At 65.0% G+C, this 18,962-nt stretch carries 15 protein-coding genes; 4 read left to right on the forward strand and 11 right to left on the reverse strand.

Translation table 11 applies throughout. The annotated features are described in order from the left end of the window. Nucleotides 1-2 precede the first annotated feature (2 nt). The 7 genes from AB3X96_RS05515 to AB3X96_RS05545 all read right to left on the reverse strand — a co-directional run bounded on the left by AB3X96_RS05515 (nt 3) and on the right by AB3X96_RS05545 (nt 9,105). Complete coding sequence (locus tag AB3X96_RS05515) at nt 3-1,163, reverse strand: glycosyltransferase family 4 protein (RefSeq protein WP_368588914.1); 1,161 nt, start codon at nt 1,161-1,163, stop codon at nt 3-5. Further along, a complete protein-coding gene (locus AB3X96_RS05520; protein ID WP_368588915.1) occupies nt 1,160-2,101 on the reverse strand; it encodes a glycosyltransferase family 2 protein in 942 nt (313 codons plus the stop codon). Before AB3X96_RS05520 ends, AB3X96_RS05515 begins: the two co-directional genes overlap by 4 nt. A gap of 56 nt (nt 2,102-2,157) precedes the next feature. Then, on the reverse strand, nt 2,158-4,356 hold the full coding sequence (locus AB3X96_RS05525; protein WP_368589071.1) for a polysaccharide biosynthesis tyrosine autokinase: 2,199 nt from the start codon (nt 4,354-4,356) through the stop codon (nt 2,158-2,160). A 136-nt stretch (nt 4,357-4,492) separates the two neighbouring features. Continuing rightward, on the reverse strand, nt 4,493-5,698 hold the full coding sequence (locus AB3X96_RS05530; RefSeq protein ID WP_368588916.1) for a polysaccharide biosynthesis/export family protein: 1,206 nt from the start codon (nt 5,696-5,698) through the stop codon (nt 4,493-4,495). Continuing rightward, on the reverse strand, nt 5,692-6,147 hold the full coding sequence (locus AB3X96_RS05535; protein WP_368588917.1) for a low molecular weight phosphotyrosine protein phosphatase: 456 nt from the start codon (nt 6,145-6,147) through the stop codon (nt 5,692-5,694). Before AB3X96_RS05535 ends, AB3X96_RS05530 begins: the two co-directional genes overlap by 7 nt. Before the next feature lie 33 nt (nt 6,148-6,180). Next, nucleotides 6,181-7,626 (reverse strand): UDP-glucose/GDP-mannose dehydrogenase family protein, encoded by a 1,446-nt coding sequence (locus AB3X96_RS05540; RefSeq protein ID WP_368588918.1) that lies wholly within the window; start codon nt 7,624-7,626, stop codon nt 6,181-6,183. Nucleotides 7,627-7,707: 81 nt separating this feature from the next. Beyond that, complete coding sequence (locus AB3X96_RS05545; RefSeq protein WP_368588919.1) at nt 7,708-9,105, reverse strand: undecaprenyl-phosphate glucose phosphotransferase; 1,398 nt, start codon at nt 9,103-9,105, stop codon at nt 7,708-7,710. A 609-nt stretch (nt 9,106-9,714) separates the two neighbouring features. Here AB3X96_RS05545 and AB3X96_RS05550 point away from each other — a divergent pair. Beyond that, nucleotides 9,715-11,286 carry a mannose-1-phosphate guanylyltransferase/mannose-6-phosphate isomerase gene (locus tag AB3X96_RS05550; protein ID WP_368588920.1) on the forward strand — a complete coding sequence of 524 codons (1,572 nt, stop codon included), beginning with the start codon at nt 9,715-9,717 and terminating at the stop codon, nt 11,284-11,286. Between the two features lie 69 nt (nt 11,287-11,355). Here AB3X96_RS05550 and AB3X96_RS05555 read toward each other — a convergent pair whose 3' ends face one another. Together AB3X96_RS05555 and AB3X96_RS05560 are read right to left on the reverse strand one after the other, a co-directional pair. Further along, a complete protein-coding gene (locus tag AB3X96_RS05555) occupies nt 11,356-12,537 on the reverse strand; it encodes a transposase (protein ID WP_368588921.1) in 1,182 nt (393 codons plus the stop codon). 582 nt (nt 12,538-13,119) lie between these two features. Then, on the reverse strand, nt 13,120-13,419 hold the full coding sequence (locus tag AB3X96_RS05560; protein WP_368588922.1) for a YciI-like protein: 300 nt from the start codon (nt 13,417-13,419) through the stop codon (nt 13,120-13,122). Between the two features lie 449 nt (nt 13,420-13,868). Between AB3X96_RS05560 and AB3X96_RS05565 the strand changes: the two genes are divergently transcribed. From AB3X96_RS05565 to AB3X96_RS05575, 3 genes are all read left to right on the forward strand, one after another. Continuing rightward, nucleotides 13,869-14,168, forward strand: a complete 300-nt coding sequence (locus AB3X96_RS05565; RefSeq protein ID WP_018431983.1) for a PsiF family protein — start codon at nt 13,869-13,871, stop codon at nt 14,166-14,168. A gap of 230 nt (nt 14,169-14,398) precedes the next feature. Beyond that, a complete protein-coding gene (locus AB3X96_RS05570) occupies nt 14,399-14,848 on the forward strand; it encodes a hypothetical protein (protein ID WP_368588923.1) in 450 nt (149 codons plus the stop codon). Between the two features lie 386 nt (nt 14,849-15,234). Continuing rightward, on the forward strand, nt 15,235-15,822 hold the full coding sequence (locus AB3X96_RS05575; RefSeq protein WP_176377804.1) for a YSC84-related protein: 588 nt from the start codon (nt 15,235-15,237) through the stop codon (nt 15,820-15,822). A gap of 244 nt (nt 15,823-16,066) precedes the next feature. Here AB3X96_RS05575 and AB3X96_RS05580 read toward each other — a convergent pair whose 3' ends face one another. Together AB3X96_RS05580 and otsA are read right to left on the reverse strand one after the other, a co-directional pair. After that, entirely contained in the window at nt 16,067-17,134 is a 1,068-nt protein-coding gene (locus tag AB3X96_RS05580; RefSeq protein ID WP_368588924.1) for a glycosyltransferase family 4 protein, read from the reverse strand. Nucleotides 17,135-17,400: 266 nt separating this feature from the next. Next, a complete protein-coding gene (otsA, locus tag AB3X96_RS05585; RefSeq protein ID WP_368588925.1) occupies nt 17,401-18,813 on the reverse strand; it encodes an alpha,alpha-trehalose-phosphate synthase (UDP-forming) in 1,413 nt (470 codons plus the stop codon). Nucleotides 18,814-18,962: the final 149 nt, after the last annotated feature.

An 18,962-nucleotide genomic window follows, 5' to 3' on the forward strand; every position in this document is an offset into this window, starting at 1 on the left:
GCCTAGAGGCCTCCGCGCGATTCGCGCGCAGGTGCGGCGCGTTGCTCGTGCCTGGCCGCGGCCGCGTGCGCGCTCGCCTGCCCGCGCGCGCTCAGCATCTCGCGCGTGATCCGCACGTGCTGCATCGCGTAGTGCTCGGTGGTCAGATCGCGCGCGAGCAGGCCGGCCGCGGCTGCCTGCGCCTGGCGCAGCGCCTCGGCGGGGTCGGCGGCGAGCCGGTCGACCGCGGCGCGCAGCGCCTCCGGAATGAACGGCGGCACGTAGGCGGCTTCGTCGGCGGGAAAATAGTCGCGCAGTGCGCCGACGTCGGTCGCGACCATCGGCTTGCCGACCGCCGCCGCTTCGAGCATGACGGTGATGCCCGATGCGTGCGAGTTCGGCCGCAACGGCACGACGATCACGTCGGCCCAGTCGTACAGCTCGTGCTGCTTCTTGATGCCGGAGAACAGCGCGATCTCGACATTCGACGCGCGCAGCGACGCGGGAATACGCCGCCGCGTCGCGAGCTTCACCGAATAGCGCGAATCGTTGCCGAATGCCTTGATGAGCGTCTCCCAGTCACGGTCGCGATCGTTGCCGATGGCCGCGATGCGCAGCGGCGTGCGCGGCGTCCACTGCGTCGGCGCATTGACCGGGAAGTCGCGCGTGTTCAGGCCGTACAGCAGCGGCGTCGCGTCGCGGCGGAAGTATTCCTGGCATAGCTCGGCGTTTTCGCTCGCGAGCGTGGTCAGCCGATCGGCGCGCGTCATCAGCTTGCGATACAGCCAGCTGCGCACGATGCCGTACGACGGCCACTTGTCGAGCAGCCACACGCTTTGCGCGAGCAGCAGCGGCGACGCGCCGGGCCCCGCCTTGCGGCCGCACAGCAGCAGCATCAGCGCGACGGACAGCCATTCCTGCTCGGTATGCGTCCAGATCACGTCCGAGCGCAGCATCTCGGCGCGATTGCGCCACGTATGGATGAAATCGAAGCCGAGCGCGGCCTTCAGCGCGCGCCGCACGAGCCGTACGGGCCGGCTTTCGCGCGCGTCTTGCGAATAGGTCAGCGCGAATGCTTCGGACTCCGCGTGGTGATAACCGTAAAGACAGCCAATATCGTCGCCCTTGCGATAAAAGCGCGGATCGGCGCCGTAGAACAGATGAACATGAACCTTGGTACTCATGCGGACACTCCGCTCTTCGACAGCGCGCGCCGCGCTTCGTGGGCGCCCGCGCGCACCTCGCGCCAGCGCGACAGCTGCAACTGCGCCTGCTTCGACAGCAGCGCGAGCGCCGCGTGCGTGAGGCCCGGATAAAGCCGTGTGCCGACCAGCGTCCACCACCACCACGCGGCTTCGCGGCGCAGCGGCGGCAACTGGTCGCGCAGGATCAGATGGAAGTTGAACGCGGCGTTGCGCAGCGCGGCCATCGTCTGCGCGTCGCGCTTGTCGTCGTCGAAACGCTCGGCGGGGAAATGATCGACGGCGACCTGCGGGTCGTAGACGAGCTTCCAGCCCGCGTTCTTTACCGCGAGGCTGAATGCCATGTCGTTGTGCACCTGCGCGCCCGCGCCGCGCAGACGCGCGTCGAAGCGGATCGTGCGCACCGCGTCGCGCCGGTAGCTCATGTTGGCGCCCTTCAGGATGTCGACTTCGCGCGCGGCACCGACCCCCAGGTGATGATTGCCGATGATCTTGCCGTGCGCGGTCACCTTGCCGACCAGCGGCCGCTCGCCGTCGAGCACGTGGCCTTTTTCGTGCACCCAGTCGCGCCCGCCCAAGGCGCCCAGGCGCGCATCGGCTTCGAACGCGGCGGCGATGCGCTCGACCCAGTCGCGGCGCGGCGCGGCGTCGTCGTCGGTGATCGCGATCACGTCGCCGCTGGCGGCATCGAGCCCGCGATTGAGCGCCGCGACCTGGCCGGGTAGGTCCACCGGCGCGATCACCAGCGGCAGGCGGCCGCGCGTGGACGGATCGCGCAGGCATGCATGGGTCGCGTCGTCGTCGACGCGTGCGACCACGATCACTTCGTCGGGCGCGCGCGATTGCCGCTCGAGCGCCGCGAGGCAGCGCGCGAGATCGGCCGGGCGGCGATAAGTCGGTACCAGTACCGTTACTTTCATCGTGATGTCCTCTGTTCCTGTCGTGCAGAAGTCGGTCCCGGGGTGCGGTGCGCGCGTCACGTGCTCAGGTATTCCTGGGTCGCCGCGTAGCCGCGGTCGTAGCCGACCCGCGAGCGCGCCGGCATGCCGTTGAAGATGCCGCCCTGCACGTGCACACCGGCCGCGCGCAGGCGCTTCAGCGCGTCGGCCAGCTCGATCTCGCTGTGCATGCCCGAGCGCATCACGAAGAACGTCGAGCCCGCATACGCGCCGATGATTGATGCATCGGTCACCGCGAGCACCGGCGGCGTGTCGATCAGGATCACGTCGTAGCGCTTCCCGAGGCCGTCGAGGTACTGCGGCAGACGCGGCGACATCAGCAGCTCGGACGGATTCGGCGGACGGCGGCCGCACGAAATGAAGCTCAGGCCCTCGACGTTCGACGGGCGGATCGCCTCTTCCAGCGAGATCTGCCCGCTCAGCAACTCGGACAGGCCGTTCTCCTGCACGCCGCCGATCTGACATTCGAGCGCGCCGCGCCGCATGTCGCCGTCGATCAGCAGCACACGCTTGCCCGAATGCGCGAGCAGCATCGCGAGGTTGACGCTGAGGAAGCTCTTGCCGACGCCGGCCATCGGACCCGTCAGCATCACGATGCGATTGCGCGCGTCCATCAGCGTGAACTGCATCGCGGTGCGCAGGCTGCGCAGACTTTCGATCGTCAGGTCCTTCGGCCGCGCATTCGCGAGCACCGGACGCAGCCGTTCGCCGCCGCGCGCATAGCTGTTTTCGAGCTGCACCTGCTCGGCGCTTTGCGGCACGAGGCCGAACACCGGCAGATGGAACGCGCGCTCGACGTGATCGGGGTCGTCGATGCCCTTGAACAGATTGCGGCGCAGGAACACGAAGCCGGTGCCCGCGATCAGCCCGAGAATCACCGCCGCCGACATGATCAGCATCTTCTTCGGCTTGACCGGCGCACCGGGGCGCAGCGCCGCGTCGACGATATGCACGTTGCCGCCCGTGCCCGCCTTTTGCACCGACAGCTCCTGCACGCGATTGAGCAGCAGCACGTAGATGTCTTCGGCGACTTTGGCGTCGCGCTGCAGCTGCACGGCCTTCACTTCGGTGGCCGGCAGATCGCGGAAACGGTCCGCGTATTTGGTGCGCTGCGCCTGCAGCTCGGCCATCTGCTGACGCGCGGCGACGAGCGTCGGATGGTCGTCGCCGTAGCGCTCGGCGAGCTGGGTCATCTGCAGCCGCAACGCGGCGATCTGCTGCTCGTATTGCACGCTGCCTTCGAGGTAGACCTTCGCCTCGTCGCTCGCGTTGATCGAGCCGGACTGACGCTGGTAGGCGGTCAGCGCGGCTTCCGCGCGTTCGAGGTCGGCCTTCAGGCGCGGCTCCTCGCTCTTCAGGAAGTCGAGCATCTTGCTCGCATCGGCCTGCTTGTTCGACACGTGCTGCCGCAGATACGACTGCGCGAGCGCATTGGCGACGAGCGCCGCATGCTGCGGACTCTTGTCCTCCAGCGAGATCTGGATCACGCCGGTCTGCTTGCCCTGCTCCTGCACCGTGATCGCCGACTGGAACGCGGTGATCGCGTCGAGATCGTTCGAGCGCACGATCGTGAACTCCTGCCCGGGGCGCGCGACCAGCTGGTTGACGACCATCGTGACGCCGCCGCCCTGCGCCTGCTGGCCGACCTCGCCGCGCAGCAGCAGCGAGCCGTTCGGCGCGAACAGCTCATAGTGCTGCGCGTCGATCACGCGCAGCAGCAGCTTCTCGCCTTCGAGCGACGGCGTCACGTCGATCGAATCGACATCGACGTCTTCACCGCCCCAGGCGTATGACGTGAGCCCCAGCCACGCGCGTGCGGGCTGGCCCGGCGTGGCGAGCCGCGCGGCGATGTTGCCGAGCAGCGGGATCGTCTTCGGTGTCACGCTGAAGTTCAGCTTCAGCTGCTGCACGACCGGGGCGACCACGCCACGGCTCTTGATGATTTCGATCTCGGCATCGGTCGGCAGCGACGTCGAGCCGCTGGTGATCGCGGCACCGGTCTGCGTTTGCGTGAGCGCCTGCGACATGCTGTCGGACGGCTCGACGCGCACGTGCGCATCGGCCGAATAAGTCGGCTTGGCGAGGTAGCAGTACGCGAGCGCCATCGTGACGATGACCGCGGTGATCGCGAGCAGCCACCAGATGTCGTCGAGGATCACCTGTACCAGTTGTCCGAGGACGACGTCTTCTTCTTCGGTCTTGATCGGACCAGCCATGTGTGGAGAGAGTTGATTGCTCACTGTTCCATCCCGTGTCGTTGGCTTCGGCTTTCGCGTCAGCGGTACTTCTGCTTTCGTTGCGCGTCCCGCGCCGCCCGGACAACAGCGGCGCGGGACGTTACAGCCCAAACGTTCAGCGCGTCAGCTGCTTCAGATAGAACAGCGTCTGCACGCTCGGCAGCACCTGCTGCAACACGCGGTTGAACGTGGTCGACGCGGCGGTGCCCACGTACACGACGTCGAGCGGCTGCAACTGGAACTGCGAAGACAGCATGATCGAGTCCGGCTGGGTCATGTCGAGGCGGAACACCTCGGGCGTGGTCGGATGCTCGCGCATGCCGCGCATCACGAAGATCTGGCGCGGATTGGCGTCGGTATTGAGGATGCCGCCGCCTTGCGTGAGCGCATCGGCGATCGTCATGCGGCCGCGGATGATCGGCACCTGGATCGGCGTCTTCACTTCGCCCATCACGAAGATGCGGCTGTCGGTGCGGTCCGGCACGTTGACCACGTCGCCGTTCTGCAGCATCACGTCCTGGCTGGTGTCGCCCTGATCGAGCATGCGATCGGCGTTGAGCACGTAGAGCTTGTGGTTGCGCGTGAGGCGCACGCGCTGGATGTCGGCGTCCGGGTTGGTGCCGCCCGAGCGCGTGATCGCGTCGACCAGCGTCAGCGGCACGTCGCTGACCGCGAGCGGTCCCGGCTGCTTCACTTCGCCGGTGACCTGCACCTTCTGGCTGCGATACGACAGCACGCGCACATCGACCTGCGGATTGCGGATATATGGCACGAGGCGCGAGGCGAGCTGATCGCGCAGCTGGGTGGTGGTCTTGCCCGCGGCCTGGATGCGGCCGACGAACGGGAAAAAGATCGTGCCGTCGGCGGCGATCGTCTGGCCGTACGGATCGGCCTGGCCCGGCAGCGCGGCCGTATACGGCTGCTGCAACGCGCCCGCGATCGTCTGCGTGGTGTTGCCGCCCGAGGACAAGGTGCTGCCCTGCGGCGTGGTCAGCTCGGGGTGATCCCACACGGTGATGCCGAGAATGTCCTGCGGCGCGAGGTGGTACACGTACAGCGACGGATCGGACAGCGCCGACGGCGGCAACGGCTGGGTTTTCTCGGCGGCGGCTTGCGCCTGCGCCATGATCAGGTTCGCGTCGATCAGATGGACCGGATAGGTTTCGCTCGGCGCCTGATCGTTGTCCTTGAGGCGCGACGTGTCGAGATAGTTGCCCGGTGCGGTCGCGCAGGCCGACAGAAATGACGTCAGCAGAAGTGAGGCGGCGAGCTTCGTGCGCAAGCTCGCGAATGAGTTTTCGATGCGGGGTTGCTTCAGCATATTTTTTTCAGCCATCCCATGACCAGATGTTCGATGAGCACGAGACTCTCCCTGTATTCGTCTTCCGCGCCGCCGTGCGGATCGGCGACGTCCGAATCGGCTTCCCACTTGCCGAGCGGATAGACCTTGCCGCGCGCGGACGGATCGAGCGCTTCGACCTTGCTCACCTGCGCGCGCTCGCTCACCAGCACGAGATCGGCCGCGCGCACGAGCGAGCGGTCGAGACGTCGCGCGTGATGGAGGCCGGCGGCGACGCCGCGCTCTTCGAGCAGGCGCTGCATCACCGGGTCCATGCCGTGGCCGTTCACCGCGCGAATGCCCGCCGAATGAAACGCGATCGGCGCGGCGCTCGGACGCGGCGCGCGCGCCTGGCGCGCCTTGAACAGCATCTCGGCGGCGGGCGAGCGGCACACGTTGGCGTGGCACACGATCAGAACGTTGGCGAACATGGCGGTTTCCCTCGCGCGGCGGTCGCAATGGCCTCAGCGGCCGGAGGTTTCCGCGGCGGCGAGGTCCGCCGCATGCATCGCGCTGTTCGCGCCGACCCGTGCCGGCGCATTGCGCAACGCGTGGCGCCGGCCGATCGCGTGATACTCGATGCCCAGTTCGAGCAGCACATCCGGCTCGTACAGATTGCGGCCATCGAAAATCAGCGGCGTCTTCAGCATGCGCTTCAGCGCATCGAAATCAGGGCTCTTGAAGACTTTCCATTCGGTCAGGATCACGAGTGCATCGACGCCGCTCGCCGCTTCCATCTCCTCGTTCACGAACGACAGGCGCGCATGCTGCTGCGGCACGTCCTTCAGATCGAGCGCGAGCACGCGCTTCGCTTCGTCGATCGAGACCGGGTCGTAGGCCTTCACGCGCGCACCGCGGCGCAGCAGTTCGGCGATCAGCTCGCGGCTCGGCGCCGCGCGCATGTCGTCGGTGTTCGGCTTGAACGCGAGACCCCACACGCCGAACGTGCGGTCCGACAGATCCTCGCCGAGACGCGCGACGATCTTCTGCGCGAGGATCTGCTTCTGCGCGTCGTTGACCGCTTCCACCGCTTCGAGAATGCGCAGGTTTGCGCTGTGATCGGCGGCGGTGCGGATCAGCGCCTGCACGTCCTTCGGAAAGCACGAGCCGCCATAGCCGCAGCCCGCGTACAGGAAGTCATAGCCAATGCGCGGATCGGACCCGATGCCGCGGCGCACCGCCTCGATATCCGCGCCGACGCGGTCGGCCAGATTCGCGAGCTCGTTCATGTACGAGATGCGCGTCGCGAGCATCGCGTTGGCCGCGTACTTGGTGAACTCGGCGGAACGCACGTCCATATACAACGTGCGTTCGCGATTGCGATTGAACGGCGCATACAGGCGCTTCATCAGCTCGCGCGCCTTTTCGCCGGGCACGTCGTCGTCGCAGCCGAGCACGATGCGATCGGGCCGCGTGAAGTCTTCGACGGCCGCGCCCTCCTTCAGGAACTCCGGATTCGACACGACCGAGAACATCTGCTCGACGCCGCGCGCGGTTAGCTCGGCGGCGACCACTTCGCGTACGCGCGACGCGGTGCCGACCGGCACCGTCGATTTGTCGACGATCACCTTGAAGCCGTTCATATGGCGGCCGATGTTGCGCGCGGCGGCGAGCACGTACTGCAGATCGGCGGAACCGTCTTCGTCGGCCGGCGTGCCGACCGCGATGAACTGGATGTCACCGTGCGCGACCGCGGCCTCGACGTCGGTGGAAAACGTCAGGCGCTTCGCGCGGCGATTGCGCGCGATGATCTCCTGCAGACCCGGTTCGTGGATCGGCACGCCGCCGTTGTTGAGCACGTCGATCTTGCGTTGATCGACGTCGAGACAGAACACGTCGTGGCCGATGTCGGCCAGACATGCGCCGGTCACGAGGCCGACATAGCCGCTACCGATGATCGTCAGGTTCATGGATTGCACCTCGATAAATAAAGTTGATTCAGGAATGCGCTCGCGCGATGCGCGGCATCGGCGCGGCCCGGCGCTCCACGTTCAATAGGCGTTGCTGCCCGCGAAGCCTTTCCACAGCGTCAGCACGACGATCTTGATGTCGAGCCAGAAGGTCCAGTGCTGCATGTAGTACAGATCGAGCTTCACGCGGCCCATCATCTTTTCGATGCGGTCGGTTTCGCCGCGATAACCGTTGATCTGCGCCCAGCCGGTGATGCCGGGCTTGATCCGGTAGCGGTGCATATAGCCCTTCACCAGATCCTTGTAGATGTCGTCGTGCTCGAGCGCGTGCGGACGGGGACCTACGACCGACATCTCGCCGCGCAGCACGTTGATGAACTGCGGCAGCTCGTCGAGGCTGGTGCGGCGCAGGAAAGCGCCGACCGCGGTGATGCGCGGATCGCGTCGCGTCGCCTGGGTGATCTGGCCGGCCGCTTCCTTGTGGACCTTCATCGAGCGGAACTTGAAGATCTCGAACTCGCGGCCGTCGATGCCCTTGCGGCGCTGGCGGAAAAACACCGGTCCCGGCGAGCTGAGCTTCACCATCAGCGCGATCACGAGCATCAGCGGCGACAGCGCGAGCAACGCGCCGAGCGCGAACAGGCTGTCGAATACGCGCTTGGGCAGCACGCGCAGATCGGTGATCGGTGAGGCGGCCAGGTTGATCGCGGGCACGCCGAGCAGCTCGACCATCGGCTGATTGAACAGCGTCAGGCTGCCCACATCGGGGATGAAGCGGATGTTCACGAAATCGTTGCGCAGATCCATCACGAAGCGATGGATCGCCTTCTCCTTCGAGATCGGCAGCGCGAGCCACAGCTCGCGGATCGAGCGCTGGCGCACCAGCTCGATCATGCGCTGATAGTCGCGCTCGACCGGCACGCCAGCGACCGCGTGCGCCGCGTCCGGGTCTTCATATGGATTGATCGTGCCGTCCTCGTCGAACACGACCACGGGCGTGAAGCCGGCTTCGGGCCGACCCCTCATCTGTTCGATCAGGAAGCGCCCGTAAGGCGCGCCGCCGACGATCGCGACCGCGTGCTGATTGAAGCCCTCGCGGCGCAGTCCGCGCAGGATCGAATAGACGATCACCTTCGTGACGACCAGCAGCACGATCGACGCGAGCGCCCAGTACACGAGCCACAGCCGCGACAGGCTGTCGGCGCGGTGCACGCTGAAGCTGATCAGCACGCCGGTCACTTCGACCATCAGCCAGCCGCCCGTGACGCGCGACAGCAGATCGTAGAGCGGCTTGCCGCGCCACGACTGATAGATGCCGAGCGCCGGGAAGAACACCACCACGAGCAGGCAGCCGAACGCGAGCGACACGCTTTGCATATCGTCGAGCCATACCACCCTGCCGCTGTGCACGGCCGCCGCCGCCATCGCGCCGAGCGCGACCATGGCTATGTCGATGATTCTCGCTAGAACGCTCAGCATGCGCCGCCCCTCTGTTCGTCAGTCAAAGTGCGATCCGTCGGTTGGTTGAAATGGGTGTTGCATGCAGGTTTCACCGTTGCGCTTTTTATTTCCCATTTGCCTCGCGGCTGAATTGGACTCAATGCGCATGAATAGACCATCGCGGAAAAACCGCGGCCGAATGAGTGAATACCCTTGTACATGCCTCAATAAAGCGGTATTAAAATTCGCACGGCAAGGCCGCAAAAAATCTCAAATTGTATCGGTCAAAATTTCGGCATTTTTTGTGCATTTTGAGAGGTAATTTTTGCCGCAATCAGGCTCGACAGCGGTTTCCCACCCGCCCATCCGAGGCCTTGCCCACCGAAACTTGCGCTTTTTCCAACAGTTCTGCCGGGGGACGCCCGGCTCCATGAGTGTCATCATTCTTGCGCATCATTAAGCGAAAAAAATGCTTGTCGATTTTTTTCAGGTAATTTTTATTTTTGAATCAATCGGTGGCACATTTTTTCCGGTATTTCGAATAAATTCGAGGCGCGCTTTATCCGATTTGTATTTAACGCGCTTTTATTGATTCTCGACTTCGTGATAAAACTCGACGCATTCATCCAGCCTCGAGGAGAGTTCACCATGACAGCTCCGGCCCCTGTCACGCCCGCCTGCACCCGGCCCACCGCCGCCCCTTCGTCCACCTCCCCAACCGGAACCAGCGTCAAGCTCAAGGTTCATCCCGTGATTCTCGCGGGCGGCTCGGGCACCCGGCTGTGGCCGATGTCGCGCGAGCAGCATCCGAAGCAGCTGATCGGCCTGCTCGGCGACGAGTCGCTGCTGCAATCGACGACCCGCCGTCTCGATGGGCTCGAAGCCGGCTATCCCCTCGCCGGCCAGCTCGTGGTCGTCGCCAACGAAGAGCAGCGCTTCACGACGGCCGAACAGTTGCGCACGAGCGGCAAGCCGAGCCGGCTGATACTCGAACCGGTAGGCCGTGACACCGCGCCCGCGTTGACGGTGGCCGCGTTGTCCGTCGCCGCGCAGGACGAAGACGGCATCATGGTCGTGATGCCCGCCGATCACGCGGTCACCGACAGCGCAGGCTTTCACGCGGCGGTCGCCGCCGGCGTCCAGCATGCGGCCGCCGGCCGGATCGTGACGATGGGCATCGTGCCGACGCGCGCGGAAACCGGCTATGGCTATATCCGCATCGGCGCGCCGCTCGGTTCTGACGATGCGCAGGATGTTGGACAGACCGATGCATCGGCGCGCCTCGTCGCGCACCGCCTCGACAGCTTCGTCGAAAAGCCGCATCTGGAACTCGCGCGGCACTACGTCGAATCACGCGAATACTGGTGGAACAGCGGTATTTTCATCGTGCGCGCATCGACGTGGCTCAAAGCGATTCGCCATTTTCAACCGGCCATTTACGAAGCATCCGAAGCGGCCTTCGCGGGCAGCACGGCGGACGGCGACTTCTTCCGGCTGCAACGCGATGCGTTCGGCGCGTCGCCGTCGAATTCGATCGACTACGCGGTGATGGAAAAGCTCGGCGCCGATCAGAGCATCGCGTCGGGCGTGGTCGTGCCGCTGATGGCCGGCTGGTCCGACGTCGGTTCGTGGGACGCGATCTGGGACATCTCCGAGAAGGACGCCGATCGCAATGTGAGCCGCGGCCGCGTGATGTTCGAAGGCGCGAACTCGACCTTCGCGCATTCCGAAGGACGACTGATTGCCTGCGTCGGCACGCAGGATCTCGTCGTCGTCGAGACCGCCGATGCGATTCTCGTTGCCGATAAATCACGCGTGCAGGAGGTCAAGAAGATCGTCAACCGGATTCGCGAGGATGGCGGGCTCGAAGCGGCCAATCATCGCAAGGTGCATCGCCCGTGGGGCAACTACGATTCCGTCGACACCGGCGAGCGCTTCCAGGTCAAGCGGATCGTCGTGAAGCCCGGTGCGCGGCTGTCATTGCAGATGCATCATCATCGCGCGGAGCACTGGATCGTCGTGCGCGGCACCGCGCTCGTCACGCGCGGCGACGAGCGCTTTATCGTGTCTGAAAACGAGTCGGCTTATATTCCGCTCGGCACCACGCATCGCCTCGAAAACCCGGGCAAGATGCCGCTCGAAATGATCGAGGTGCAGTCCGGTTCGTACCTCGGTGAAGACGATATCGTGCGCTTCGACGATACGTACGGACGGCAATGACGCGCGACCGGCCGCGGTAACGATGCGGGACCCTGCGGCGGCGCCAGGCGGCCGCGGGGTCCGCCGGGTTCATCCCACGTACGAGATGAGTTCTTTGTAGGTCGCCGAAAAGTGCTCCACGGTGCCGCTGTCGGTCGTCACCGCGGGCGTGCTCGTCACGCCCGCGCTCGCGGTGTCCAACGGATAGCGGCGCAGCGGCACGCGCAATGCATTCAGTGATGGCTTCAGCTGCCCGTGCAAAGGCGCGCCGTGATTCGCGCTGCCATCGATCGACGCGGGTTCCGGCACATGACGCAGGCCCGCCAATGAACGGCTCGCCGAGCGCTGCACAGGGTTGCTCGATGCGGTTGCCGACGCAGGTTCAGCGGCGCTTGCCTCTGTCATCGCGGCGGCCGCCGCGTCGGTTGCGCATTCGCGATCGATCCACTGACGTGCCCAGTCGAGCGCGAATTGCTGCGCGTGCTGCGCATCCTCGAAGCGCGGGCCGACGAGGCCGGAGCGCTCGACACGCCTGCCGTCCCTGATGATCTCCGCCCACCCGCGATACATCGCATTCGGCACTTCCTCGACCACCACGTAGATCAGATAACCGCGCGAGTCGGCGACCTGCATGCCGCTCGGCGCGAGGGCCATCGTCAGCGACGGGCGCGGCTCGTCGGGCGGGAAGATCCCGGCCGTGTCGAATGCGGCGGGTTCGACATGCGCCACTGGCGCCGCGGCCGACGCGAATGTCGCCACGGGCCTCGCCGGCACTGTCGCGGGCCCGAGCCCCGACAATTGCCGCGTGATGTCGCCGATCGGATCGGCCGTGCGCCATTGGCTCAACGCACTCGCGACGCCGGGCGCCTGCCACGACTCGGGACTCTTCCACGACACGCCGCGCAGACTATTGTCTTCGCCCGGGCTCGGGGTTTGCGCAACCGGCGCCACGGGTCTGGCCGTAACGGGCGGCGCCGGTTGGGGAATGTACGCGAAGGTGCGGCCGCTCTGCGACAGCAGGCGGACCATCTCCAGCAGCGTGCCGTTCAGTTGCCACTCTTCGAAGCGGCGACGGCACGTGGGACCGGACGGATAGCGGCCCGGCAGCTTCGACCACGGCTCACCCGTGGTCATGATCCACAGCACCGCATTCGTCACGATGCGCGGTTCGGCGCGCGGCCGGCCGCGCCGGTTCAGACGGACGGCCGGCTCGTCGGAGACGAGCGGCGCGAGCAGCGCCCATTCGTCGTTGTTTAGCTCATCGAAAAACATTGGATTTTCTCCACGCGGCCTGGCCTGGCCGCGGCGTTGGGCCTGCCACGGATTCTCAGCGTTCACGACCCGTGTGCGGCCCTCGGTTGCACAAATTTGTTTTATCCGTTCGGCTCGCCCGAGCAGTCCGCCCACGCGTGGTGCGGCTCTTCCCTATTGCGAAGCACAAAACGCGGTCTCACTCGTGCACGGGAAAATTTGTGCACGAAGCATACCATCCCGGTCTTTGCATGAGTACAGTTGAGACAAGTGTTACGGATAGAAACAATCTTTTCCGTTTCGCTCCGTCGATTCTCGTATTGCCGTAACAGAAGTCGCCTGCTTATCTCGCATCGAATCGGTCTATTGCAAAGCACAATACAGCATTGCCGAACAGAATGCGCTTTAAAAACGCAATTGCCAATCCAGCACGCATTTCTATGCCATTTGATGATTGATGTGGTCAGCGGTGTCGAGCGTCGGCGAAAGAACGGCGATGCGCACGTGCGGTGACAGCCAAGCAATCGGAGGCGCGCATACGGCCGCTGCGCATGCGCGGAGTTAGAGGCGAGAGCAAAGACGTTGAAGTCGCTTCGGGCGACGCTACGGGCGCACTGGTTTCGATGCGTGCTCGCCGACGACGGTGGTCCATTCGCGCACGCGCCAGCGCGTGACGAGTCCGGATAGCACGTACGGATCGGCCTGGGCAAAGGCTTGCGCGACTGCCGGCGAGGTGCCGGTGAAGAGCAGCACCGCCCCGTCTGTCGGCTCGGTGAGCGCGCCGGCCAGCAGCAGTTCGCCCCGTTCGGCGGCGGCCCAAGCGAGTTTCAGATGCGCGTCGCGGTACTCGCCGCGTCGCTCCAGATAGTCGGGTACCAACTCGTACATCAACAGGTAATGCATGGCAAGTCTCCTCGCAACGATGAAGGTTGACACCAGTACCGGCATGCATCGGAGCGCGATTCTGCACAACGGAGGCTGCCGAATTTCATGCCAATTTTCTATTCAGTTGCATTGCAGCAATGTAGAAATCCTGATTGCCTGTTGGCAATATATCCAAATACCGCGATCCGTAATTTCTATTCAATAAGCAAGGAATAATCGGCGCAACCAATCTGCATTGCATAACAAAATTCGCGCGCTCGTTGATTCGACCGTTTCAAACGCCGCATCACCGCTTGCTCTGCGCCACTCAGGGAAAACGAGCGCGCACAGCTGTCAACCGGAACGCATTTCGAGCCGTTCTGGCAGACGGCATTTGCCATAATGGATGCGCCGATGGGCCCATGGATGCCGTCGTCGCCCGCGCGCATAAACGATCAGAAACGTTTTCACCACCGATGGAGTGTCCCATGAAAATCCAATCCGCTATCGCTACGCTGGTGTTGGGCGCGGTACTCGTATCACCGGCGTTCGCGGCGAACAGCCAGCAGACCAAGATGGCCGACTGCAACAAGCAGGCCGGCGACAAGAAGGGCGACGAGCGCAAGGCGTTCATGCAAACCTGCCTTTCCGCGAAGCCGGCAGCCGCCGCGCCGATGAGCCAGCAGGACAAGATGAAGGCCTGCAACAAGCAGGCGGGCGACAAGAAAGGCGACGACCGCAAGGCGTTCATGAAGACCTGCCTGTCCTCGTCGGCGCCGGCCAACTGAGCGAGACGCGTAGCCGTTCCTCCAGCCGGCGCCCTGCCTGTCGACGCGGCGCCGGCGCATCGTTCCACCCACGCGGCGCTCTGCTCGCCCCGGCTTCCTGGTCCACCCGCCGCAACGCGCCGTTTTCTTCTATGATGGCTGCGGAGACGGCCCTCCCTCACATATAGAACCAATCAAAACGGGGCCGCCATCTTGTCGTTGGTGCTACTGAGCATCGATCGGAGGCAAGGATGGTATCGAAGCACAAAAACCGCTGGTTAAGGCGGTGGTTGCTGGTCATCATATTCTGGGCCGTGCCCGTGGCGATCGTCGCGGTCAACGAGATCCGCGAGGAAATGTCGTACAACGCGGTCGATCTCGAGCGCGCGCTGACCACCTGGAATTTCACTCAGGCGCAGCGCGCCGCCGGCGCGCCCGCGCATTGCCATGGCAAGCCCGACGACGCAAAAGCCGCCGGCTGCCCGGCCGACGTGCTGGCCGCCAACGCGCCGCGTCAGCAGGAGGCGATCAACGAATACCGCGTGCGCCGCTCGACGCTGTTCGCGTATCTGTGGCACGCGTTCGTCGGCTATTGGATCGTGCCGGCGGCGATCCTGTTCGCGATCGGCGCGATCATCGGCATGGTGCGCCGCGCGCTGCGGCGCCCGCCCGCGGTCAAGAGCCCGGTGAATCACGGGTGAGCGGCGGCCGCGCGGCTGGTACTCCGCTGCCATCTGCTGCGTCGAAACAACACTTTCATTTCCATGTCGATGGGCCGCCGCGCCACCCGAAAATCGGTAAAAACAGGCGCATCGCGGGGCTGCGGCGAAGCGTCACCCAAATCGCCGCGCCTCGGGCGCTCGTCTGCTTCGCCTCCTCCGAGCTTCGCTCGACGCGTACTTCGACGCCGCCCGGCGGCCCGGTCAAAGTTACTGAAAAGCACCTTGCGATTAGCCTCAAACCCTTGTTCCATAAGGCTTTTCGCGTTGCCACGCAACGCGCCTTTTAGACCGGGCTGTGTTATAACTCAGAGGCAACCAGGCGACATCAACACGGTTGCGCCCCGGATCCACCACGGAGAAAAACGATGCAAAGACGACACTTCATGTTGAAGACGACCGCTGCGCTAGCTTTCGGAGGCCTTGCACTCGCCGGGTGCACGACGACGGGCAACACTCCGGACAATGCTCATGTCAACGCCTCGAAACGACAGTCGATCGACGCCAGCGTCGACGGCACGCTGTCCAGACTGTTCACGACCGTGCCGGGCTCGCGCGAACTGGTCTCGAAGGCGCGCGGCGTGCTGGTGTTCCCGTCGGTGATACAGGCGGGCTTCATCGTCGGCGGTCAGTATGGCGAAGGCGCATTGCGAGTGGGCGGCGCGACGGTCGGCTACTACAGCACCGTGTCGGGCTCGTTGGGCCTGACGGCGGGCGCGCAGTCGAAGGCACTGATCTTCCTGTTCATGACGCAGGATTCGCTCGACAAATTCCGCAACGCGGACGGCTGGTCGGCCGGCGTCGATGCATCGGTCGCGCTCGTGAAAATCGGCGCGAACGGCGCCGTCGACACGACCACGGCCACCGCGCCGGTGCAGGTTTTCGTGTTGACCAACGCGGGCCTGATGGGCGACGTGTCGCTGCAAGGCACGAAGGTCTCGCGGCTGAAGATCTGAGCGCGTTGCCCGGCACGCTTCGAACACCTGCGCGCGCGCATCCCGAGACGCGCGCAGGCTTTGCATCCGGATCGCATCGCGGCGAAGGCCGCGCGAGGGACCCTGTGTGGGCCATCGCGCGGCCTTTTTTGTTGTGCGGTGTCGACGCCGGCGCTCATACGCCAGAAAACTCAGGCGCGAAAAAAACGGCGCCGCGCATCGCGCACCGCCGTTCTTCGCTTCGACACGTGCGAACGATCCCGCGTCACGCGCCCGACGAATCGATCACCTTGAACCGCGAGCGTTTCTGCGCGCGAATCACCGACTGATACGCCTCCACATACTGACGCGCCATCCGGTGCGACGTGAAGCGCTCCTCGAAGCGGCGCCGCACGCCCGCGCGCGGCACCTTGTGCAGCCGGTTGACGGCCGCCACCGCGCCGATCTCGTCCTCGACGATGAATCCGGTCACGCCCTCTTCGAGCACTTCCGGCACCGAGCCGCGATTGAACGCGATCACCGGCGTGCCGCACGCCATCGCCTCGATCATCACGAGACCGAACGGCTCCGGCCAGTCGATCGGAAACAGCAGCGCATGCGCGCCCGACAGAAACCCGGCCTTCTGATGATCGGCGATCTCGCCGATGTACTCGACGTACGGCAGGTCGAGCAACGGCCGGATATCGCGCTCGAAGTATTCGCGGTCGGCCGCATCGACCTTGGCGGCGATGCGGATCGGCATGCCGCAGCGGCCCGCGATGCGGATCGCCGTATCGACGCGTTTTTCCGGCGAAATCCGGCCGAGAAACGCGAGGTACTTCTGCTCGACCGGTTGCGGCGTATAGAGCTGCTCCGGCAGGCCGTGATAGACCGTGGTGAGCCAGCGCGCCTGCGGCAGCGGATGACGCTGCGCATTCGAGATCGAGATCACCGGCACCGAGTTGAAGGTGTCGAACACCGGCTGCTGCTCGGGCAGATCGAGCCGCCCGTGCATCGTCGTGACGAACGGCGTTTCCTGCCGCTTGAATACCGAGAACGAGTAATAGTCGAGATGGAAATGCAGCACGTCGAAGTCTTCGGCCTGGCGGCGCACCAGTTCCATCAGCAGCATGTGCGGCGCGACGCGGTCGCGAATGCCCGGATCGAGCCGCAGCGCGCGCGGCCACACCGGTTCGAGCTTCGCGCTCGTGACGGAGTCGCCACTCGCGAACAGCGTCACCTCGTGGCCCTGCTCGACCAGCGCCTCGGTGATGTACGACACGACCCGCTCCGTGCCGCCGTAAAGCTTCGGCGGCACCGATTCGGTCAGCGGGGCGATCTGCGCAATCTTCATATTGTGTCTCCGTGAGCCGGCGGCTGCCGCGCAATCGCGATGCCGTCGGCGACGCCGAGTATGACAGCGCCATGACGTCGGATCAATTCACGCGGTCCCTAAGCGCCGCATGCATCGTCGCTACGGAGGATTATTCCCTGGCGTCGGTGGGAAAGCCGCAGGTCTTGCAATTGCTCGGTGCTGTTACAAAGGGCTTACATCCGGTGACACGGGGCCGCGCGCCGGCTTTGGCCGAACTTTGCCTTTGCCGCGCCATCACCGCGTCGTCATTTGTGGCCCCCACCCTCGCCCGATCGGCGCACGGGCACGCTGCGCAAATCTCTCAGAAAGCTGTCGCGCCATACACCGAGATCGTTCTCGCGCAGAGCGGCCATATTGATCTCGTGACGCCGCTGGCGCGCGTCGAGCGGCATCTGCAGTGCGCGCTGCAAGGCTTCGCACATGCCGATCGCATCGTGCGGATTGACGAGCACCGCGCCGGAAAGCTCGGCCGCGGCGCCCGCGAAAATCGACAGCACGAGCACGCCGGGATCGTCGGGATTCTGCGCGGCCACGTACTCCTTCGCGACGAGGTTCATGCCGTCGTGCAGCGGCGTGACGAAGCCGATCTGCGACTCGCGAAACAGCGACATCAGCTTCCAGCGGTCGTACTGCTGGTTCAGATAGCGGATCGGTGTGTAATCGAGCCCCGAGTAGCGGCCGTTGATGCGCCCCGCCTCGTATTCGAGATCCTGGCGGATCTTCTGATAGGTCGCGACGTCCGAGCGCGTCGGTGGCGCGATCTGCACGAGCGTGACGTTGCCGCGCCATTCGGGCGAGCGTTCGAGCAGCAGTTCGAACGCGCGAAACCGCTCGACCAGCCCCTTCGAATAATCGAGCCGGTCGACGCTCATGATCAGCTTGCGCCCTTCGAGGCTTTGCTTCAGTTCGAGCACGTGCTGGCGACTTTCGTAGCGCTTGGCCTGCTCGGCGATTTCGTCGGGGAACACGCCGATCCGGTACACGCCGGTGCGCAGCTTGCGCCCGAACGCCTCGACGATGCCGCCGGCGCTGACCGTGCCGCGCGCGTGACGGGTCACGTAGTCGTGGAACGCCTGCTGGTCGGTGGCGGTCTGGAAGCCGAGCAGGTCGTAGCACGACAGCGACTTGACGAGCTCCTCGTGCGGCGGAATGTTGAGCAGGATCTGCGGCGCGGGAAACGGGATGTGCAGGAAGAAGCCGATGCGGTTCGTCACGCCCTCGCTGCGCAGCGCCTCGGCGAACGGGATCAGATGGTAGTCGTGAATCCAGATGATGTCGTCCGGTTCGAGCAGCTTGACCAGCTTGTGCGCGAGCCACGCGTTGACGCGCCGGTAGCCGGCGTACTCGTCGCGCTCGTAGCGCGCGAGGTCGTTGCGGTAGTGGAATACCGGCCACAGCGTCGCGTTCGAGAAGCCGCGGTAGTACTGGTCGTAGTCCTTGCGTGTGAGGCCGACGGTCGCGAAGGTCACCGCGCCGTCCTGCTCGAGCATCGGCCCCGCGTTGGCGACCGTCTCGCTGACCACGTCGCCGCTCCAGCCGAACCAGACGCCGCCTGCATCCTTGAGCGCGCCGAATACGCCGACGGCCAGTCCGCCCGCCGATCCCTTGGTCTCCGTCGGCGTCGCGACGCGATTCGACACGACGATCAATCGGCCCATAGTGCATGTCCTCCGTAGTTCTTCCGCTGCGCCGCGCCGACTGCGCGGGCGTGGTGCGCCCGTAAAGAGCAATCGGTGTGCCCGCGGATCGTTGGGCGTGAGCGGGCTCGACGTTCGCGGCGCGCGATTCGTGATTGGCGCTCGGCAAC

Source organism: Paraburkholderia sp. BR13439 (genome assembly GCF_040948805.1).
Taxonomy (GTDB): Bacteria; Pseudomonadota; Gammaproteobacteria; order Burkholderiales; family Burkholderiaceae; genus Paraburkholderia; species Paraburkholderia youngii.

Excerpts from the sequence above, each read along its gene's own strand:
- AB3X96_RS05520 (WP_368588915.1), bottom strand. The coding sequence starts at position 2,101 with ATGAAAGTAACGGTACTGGTACCGACTTATCGCCGCCCGGCCGATCTC.
- AB3X96_RS05580 (WP_368588924.1), bottom strand. The coding sequence starts at position 17,134 with ATGAAGATTGCGCAGATCGCCCCGCTGACCGAATCGGTGCCGCCGAAG.
- AB3X96_RS05560 (WP_368588922.1), bottom strand. The coding sequence starts at position 13,419 with ATGCATTACCTGTTGATGTACGAGTTGGTACCCGACTATCTGGAGCGA.
- AB3X96_RS05540 (WP_368588918.1), bottom strand. The coding sequence starts at position 7,626 with ATGAACCTGACGATCATCGGTAGCGGCTATGTCGGCCTCGTGACCGGC.
- AB3X96_RS05555 (WP_368588921.1), bottom strand. The coding sequence starts at position 12,537 with ATGTTTTTCGATGAGCTAAACAACGACGAATGGGCGCTGCTCGCGCCG.
- AB3X96_RS05515 (WP_368588914.1), bottom strand. The coding sequence starts at position 1,163 with ATGAGTACCAAGGTTCATGTTCATCTGTTCTACGGCGCCGATCCGCGC.
- AB3X96_RS05570 (WP_368588923.1), top strand. The coding sequence starts at position 14,399 with ATGGTATCGAAGCACAAAAACCGCTGGTTAAGGCGGTGGTTGCTGGTC.
- AB3X96_RS05545 (WP_368588919.1), bottom strand. The coding sequence starts at position 9,105 with ATGCTGAGCGTTCTAGCGAGAATCATCGACATAGCCATGGTCGCGCTC.
- AB3X96_RS05530 (WP_368588916.1), bottom strand. The coding sequence starts at position 5,698 with ATGCTGAAGCAACCCCGCATCGAAAACTCATTCGCGAGCTTGCGCACG.
- AB3X96_RS05575 (WP_176377804.1), top strand. The coding sequence starts at position 15,235 with ATGCAAAGACGACACTTCATGTTGAAGACGACCGCTGCGCTAGCTTTC.
- AB3X96_RS05535 (WP_368588917.1), bottom strand. The coding sequence starts at position 6,147 with ATGTTCGCCAACGTTCTGATCGTGTGCCACGCCAACGTGTGCCGCTCG.
- AB3X96_RS05550 (WP_368588920.1), top strand. The coding sequence starts at position 9,715 with ATGACAGCTCCGGCCCCTGTCACGCCCGCCTGCACCCGGCCCACCGCC.
- otsA (WP_368588925.1), bottom strand. The coding sequence starts at position 18,813 with ATGGGCCGATTGATCGTCGTGTCGAATCGCGTCGCGACGCCGACGGAG.
- AB3X96_RS05525 (WP_368589071.1), bottom strand. The coding sequence starts at position 4,356 with ATGGCTGGTCCGATCAAGACCGAAGAAGAAGACGTCGTCCTCGGACAA.
- AB3X96_RS05565 (WP_018431983.1), top strand. The coding sequence starts at position 13,869 with ATGAAAATCCAATCCGCTATCGCTACGCTGGTGTTGGGCGCGGTACTC.